Below are 5,849 nucleotides of genomic sequence, written 5' to 3' on the forward strand. Positions count from 1 at the left end.
GTGGTGGTGGAGTTGGCGGGGGTGGATCCAGGTGTGGGTTTGGGTGTGGGTGGGTTGGGGGGTGTGGCGGCGTATGTGATGTATACGTCGGGGTCACTGGGGGTGCCGAAGGGAGTGGTGGTGTGTCAGCGGGATGTGGTGGGTTTGGTGGTGGACGGGTCCTGGGGTGTGGTGGCGGGGCGTCGGGTGCTGGGGTGGGCTCCGTTTGCGTTTGATGCGTCGGCGTACGAGTTGTGGGTGACGTTGGCGGGCGGTGGGGTGCTGGTGCTGGCGCCGGTGGGTGAGGTGGACGGTGGTGTGCTGCGGTCGTTGGTGGCGGGTGGTGGGTTGGATCGGGTGCATGTGACGGCGGGGTTGTTGCGGGTGCTGGTGGAGGAGGATGCGGGTTGTTTCGTGGGGGTGGGTGAGGTGTTGACGGGTGGGGATGTGGTGCCGTCGGGTGTGGTGTCGGGTGTGCTGGCGGCTGTTCCTGGGGTTGTGGTGCGGCATTTGTATGGGCCGACGGAGGTGACGTTGTGTGCGACGCAGTGGGTGGTGGGGGATGTGGGGTTGGTGCCGGGGGTGTTGCCGATTGGCCGGCCGTTGGAGAACACGCGGGTGTATGTGCTGGACCGGTTCCTGGAGCCGGTGCCTCCGGGTGTGGCGGGGGAGTTGTATGTGGCGGGGGCTGGGGTGGCGCGGGGGTATCAGGGGCGGCCTGGGCTGACGGGAGAGCGGTTCGTCGCGTGTCCGTTCGGTGGTGTGGGTGAGCGGATGTATCGGACCGGTGACCTGGTGCGGTGGAGTGCGGACGGGCAGCTGGTGTTCGTTGGCCGTGCGGATGATCAGGTGAAGGTGCGGGGGTTCCGGGTGGAGCCGGGTGAGGTCGAGGCCGTGCTGGCGGTGCATCCCGGGGTGAGCCAGGCGGTCGTGGTCGCACGCGAGGTGGGCCTCGGTGACAAGCGACTGACCGCCTATGTGGTCGCCGCTCACGGGGCCGGTGCAGATGAAGACGATGACTTGGCCGGGCAGGTACGTGCCTTTGCCGACGGGCGGCTGCCGGAGTACATGGTGCCTTCCTCGGTGGTGGTGCTGGATGAGTTGCCGCTGTCGGTGAACGGCAAGGTGGACCGAGCGGCGTTGCCCGACCCGGAGTACGGGACGGTCAACGGTGGGCGGGGGCCGACGACCGCGGTCGAGGAAATCCTGTGTGGTGTGTTCGCGGAGTTGTTGGGGCTGACGCGGGTTGGTGTGGAGGACCACTTCTTCGAGTTGGGTGGGCATTCGTTGTTGGCGACGCGCTTGGTGTCGCGGGTGCGGTCGGTGTTCGGGGTCGAGGTGAGTGTGCGGGCCTTGTTCGAGGCTCCGACTCCGGCGGGGTTGGCTGCGCGGATTGCGGGTGCGGGTGCGGCGCGGGTGAGCTTGACGCCGTGGGAGCGGCCTGAGCGGGTGCCGTTGTCGTTTGCTCAGCGGCGGTTGTGGTTCTTGGCGCAGTTGGAGGGGCCGAGCGCGACGTACAACATGCCGGTTGCGTTGCGGTTGGAGGGTGGGCTGGATGTTGCTGCGTTGAGGGCGGCGCTGAGTGATGTTGTGGGTCGGCATGAGGTGCTGCGGACGGTGTTCCCGGTGGTGGACGGGGAGCCGTATCAGGAGGTGTTGGCGGCTTCTGAGGTGGGTGAGGTGCTGCGGGTTGCGCGGGCTGGCGACGGGGAGGTGGCGGACCTGGTGGCGGAGGAGACCGGGCGCGGGTTCGATCTCGGATTTGAGGTGCCGTTGCGGGCGTTGTTGGTTGAGGTTGGTGTGGATGTGCATGTGTTGGTGGTGGTGGTGCATCACGTTGCGGGGGATGGGTGGTCGATGGGGCCGTTGGCGCGGGACATCTCGGTGGCGTATGCGGCGCGGTGTGCGGGTGAGGCCCCGGGGTGGGAGCCGTTGCCGGTGCAGTACGCGGATTACGCGCTGTGGCAGCGGGAGCTGTTGGGGGATGAGGGTGATCCGGGCAGTGTGCTGGCCGGCCAGGTGGGCTTCTGGCGGGACGCGTTGGCAGGGGCGCCGCAGGAGCTGGTGCTGCCGGGCGACCGGTCACGGCCGGCGGTGGCTTCGCACCGGGGCCACACGGCGTCGCTGGTGGTCCCGGCGGAGGTGCACGCGCAGCTGACGGCGCTGGCGCGGGAGCAGGGCGTGACGCTGTTCATGGTGGTGCAGGCCGCGCTGGCGGTGTTGCTGTCCCGTCTCGGTGCGGGCGAGGACATCCCCGTCGGTACGGCGGTGGCGGGGCGTACGGATCAGGCGCTGGATGATCTGGTGGGGTTCTTCGTCAACACGCTGGTGTTGCGTACGGATGTGTCGGGGGACCCGACCTTCGGCGAGCTGCTGGAGCGGGTACGGGAGACGAGCCTGGCGGCGCTGGAGCATCAGGAGGTGCCGTTCGAGCGGTTGGTGGAGGTGCTGGCGCCGGACCGTTCGCTGGCGCGGCATCCGCTGTTCCAGGTCATGCTCGCTCTCCAGAATCAAGGCCAGGCCAGGCTGGACCTGCCGGGTCTGCGGGTGGTGCCGGTTTTCGGTGGGTTGGGCGTCGCGAAGTTTGATCTTGATGTGTCGTTGGGTGAGGTGGTTGACGGTGAGGGCCGCCCGGTGGGGTTGCGGGGGTCGGTTACCGGGGCGGCGGATCTGTTCGACGCGGGGACCGTGGATGCGGTCGCTGCGCGGTTGGTGAAGGTCCTGTCGCTGGTGGCCGCGGACCCGCAGGCTCGGGTGGGGCAGGTCCAGGTGCTGTCGGAGGCGGAACGGCACCAGGTGGTGGCCGGCTGGAATGACACCGCCGAGCCGGTGCCGGGTGTCACGTGGGTGGAGTTGTTCGAGCGGCAGGTGGTGCGGGATCCGGGTGCGGTGGCGGTGGTGTGTGGGGAGGTGGAGTTGTCGTACGGGGAGTTGGATGAGCGGGCGTCGCGGCTGGCAGGCGTGTTGAGGGCGCGAGGTGTGGGTTCGGAGTCGGTGGTGGGGGTGATGTTTGAGCGGTCCGTGGATGCGGTGGTGGCGCTGTTGGGGGTATGGAAGGCAGGCGGCGCCTATCTCTTCATCAATCCTTCCTATCCGGAAGAGCGCGTGGCGTTGCTGGTTGCGGAGGCCGGGCCCGTGTGCATGGTCACCGTCAGCAGCCTGACCGCTGGGTTGCCTGCTGCTCTGCCGGTGCCGATGGTGGCGGTGGACGACCCGGCGGTAGTCACGGAACTGGCCGAGGTGGAGCCGACGGGCGTGCCGGTGCCGACTGAGCCCGGAGCGGCGGCATACGTGATGTTCACGTCCGGATCGACGGGGCGCCCGAAGGGTGTGGTGGTGACCCAACGCGATCTGGCTGAGCTGGTGGTGGATCAGTGCTGGGGAGAGCCCGGGCGGATGTTGGGGCACGGCCCGTACGAATTCGATGCGTCGGTGCTTGAGACATGGGTGACGCTGGCTATCGGGGGAGCGGTGGTGCTGGCCCCGGCCGGCAAGTTGGACGCTGGTGGGTTGCGGTCGTTGGTGGCGGAGTACGGGCTCGACCGTGTGCATGTGACCGCGGGACTGCTGCGGATGCTGGTGGAGGAGGACCCCGGGTGCTTCGCTGGCGTGAGCGAGGTGCTGACTGGTGGGGACGTGGTTCCGTCGGCAGCGGTGTCGGCGGTACTGACGGCTGCTCCAGGGGCTGCGGTGCGGCAGGTGTACGGGCCGACCGAAATCACCCTGTGTGCTACCCAGATCCTGGTTGGGGACGCCGATGCAGTTCCGTCGGTGCTGCCGATCGGCCGGCCGATGGACAACACCCGCATCTACCTGCTCGACGCTGGTCTGTCACCGGTTCTGCCCGGGGTGGCGGGCGAGCTGTATGTGGCCGGGACCGGGCTGGCGCGGGGGTATCACGGTCGGCCGGACCTGACCGGTGAGCGGTTCGTAGCGTGCCCGCTCGGTGCGCCGGGGGAGCGGATGTACCGGACGGGGGATCTGGCCCGGTGGACCAAGGACGGGCAGCTGGTGTTCATCGGCCGGGCGGACAACCAGGTGAAGGTGCGTGGTTTCCGGATCGAGCCGGGTGAGGTCGAGGCGGTGTTGGCTGCCCACCCGAGTGTGGCTCAGGCGGTGGTGATCGCCCGAGAGGACACGTCCGGTGACAAGCGGCTGACCGCATACGTGGTCCCCAGGAGCGGCAACGGCGTGCGCGACGACCTGTCTGCGCGGTTGCGTGCGTACGTGGGTGAGCGGTTGCCGGATCACCTGGTGCCGTCCGCGGTGGTCGTACTGGACGGGTTGCCGTTCTCGGTGAACGGCAAGGTGGACCGGGCGGCTCTGCCGGCGCCGGAGTACACGGGGGCCGGTGGCGGGCGGGCACCGGCGTCGGTGGCCGAAGAGCTGATGTGTGGCGTGTTCGCGGACGTCCTCGGCCTTGAACGAGTGGGGGTGGAGGACAGCTTCTTTGACTTGGGTGGGCATTCGTTGTTGGCGATGCGGTTGGTGTCGCGGGTGCGGTCGGTGTTCGGGGTGGAGTTGGGTGTGCGGGCCTTGTTCGAGGCTCCTACGCCGGCGGGGTTGGCGGTGCGGCTTGCGGGTGCGGGTGGTGCGCGGGTGGGGTTGGTGCGGTGGGTGCGGCCTGAGCGGGTGCCGTTGTCGTTTGCTCAGCGGCGGTTGTGGTTCTTGGCGCAGTTGGAGGGGCCGAGTGCGACGTACAACATGCCGGTTGCGTTGCGGTTGGAGGGTGTGCTGGATGTTGCTGCGTTGAGGGCGGCGCTGAGTGATGTTGTGGGTCGGCATGAGGTGCTGCGGACGGTGTTCCCGGTGGTGGACGGGGAGCCGTATCAGGAGGTGTTGGCGGCTTCAGCGGTGGGTGAGGTGCTGCGGGTTGTGCGGGCTGGCGAGGGTGAGGTGGCGGACCTGGTGGCGGAGGAGACCGGGCAGGGGTTCGACCTCGCCGTCGAGGTGCCGCTGCGGGCGCTTCTGCTCGAGACCGGTGCGGACGTGCACGTCTTGGTGGTGGTGGTGCATCACGTTGCGGGGGATGGATGGTCGATGGGCCCCCTGGCGCGGGACATCTCGGTGGCGTACGCCGCGCGGTGTGCGGGTGAGGCCCCGGGGTGGGAGCCGTTGCCGGTGCAGTACGCGGACTACACCCTGTGGCAGCGGAAGCTGCTGGGTGATGAGGGTGATCCGGGCAGTGTGCTGGCCGGGCAGGTGGGTTTCTGGCGGGACGCGCTGGCCGGGGCCCCGCAGGAGCTGGCTCTGCCGGGCGACCGGGCGCGGCCGGTGGTGGCCTCACATCGTGGCCACACGGTGAGGGTGGAGGTTCCGGCGGAGGTGCATGCGCGCCTGGCGGCGCTGGCGCGGGAGCAGGGCGTGACCCTGTTCATGGTGGTGCAGGCCGCGTTGGCCGTGCTCCTGTCGAAGTTGGGTGCGGGCGAGGACATTCCCGTCGGTACGGCGGTGGCCGGCCGCACTGACCAGGCGCTGGATGATCTGGTGGGGTTCTTCGTCAACACACTGGTGTTGCGTACGGATGTGTCGGGGGATCCGACGTTTGGTGAGCTGCTGGGGCGGGTGCGGGAGACGAGTCTGGGGGCGCTGGAGCATCAGGAGGTGCCGTTCGAGCGGTTGGTGGAGGTACTGGCACCGGACCGTTCGCTGGCGCGGCATCCGCTGTTCCAGGTCATGCTGGCAGTACAGGATCTGGGCCAGGCGAAGCTTGACCTGCCCGGGCTGCGGGTGGCGCCGGCGTCTGTCGGACAGGGGGCAGCCAAGTTTGATCTCGATGTGTCGTTGGGTGAGGTGGTTGATGGTGAGGGTCGTCCTGGGGGGTTGCGGGGGTCGGTTACGGGGTCGGTGGATCTGTTTGATGCGGGGAC

The 5,849-nt window shown here is 68.8% G+C and carries 1 protein-coding gene; it reads left to right on the forward strand.

The window, feature by feature from the left end; genetic code table 11:
• Positions 1-102: 102 nt before the first annotated feature.
• A partial coding sequence (locus ACFC1X_RS40515) for an amino acid adenylation domain-containing protein (RefSeq protein WP_376364711.1) occupies positions 103-5,849 on the forward strand: 5,747 nt, incomplete at its 3' end.

This window comes from Streptomyces sp. NPDC056128 (assembly GCF_042263835.1).
Classification (GTDB): domain Bacteria; phylum Actinomycetota; class Actinomycetes; order Streptomycetales; family Streptomycetaceae; genus Streptomyces.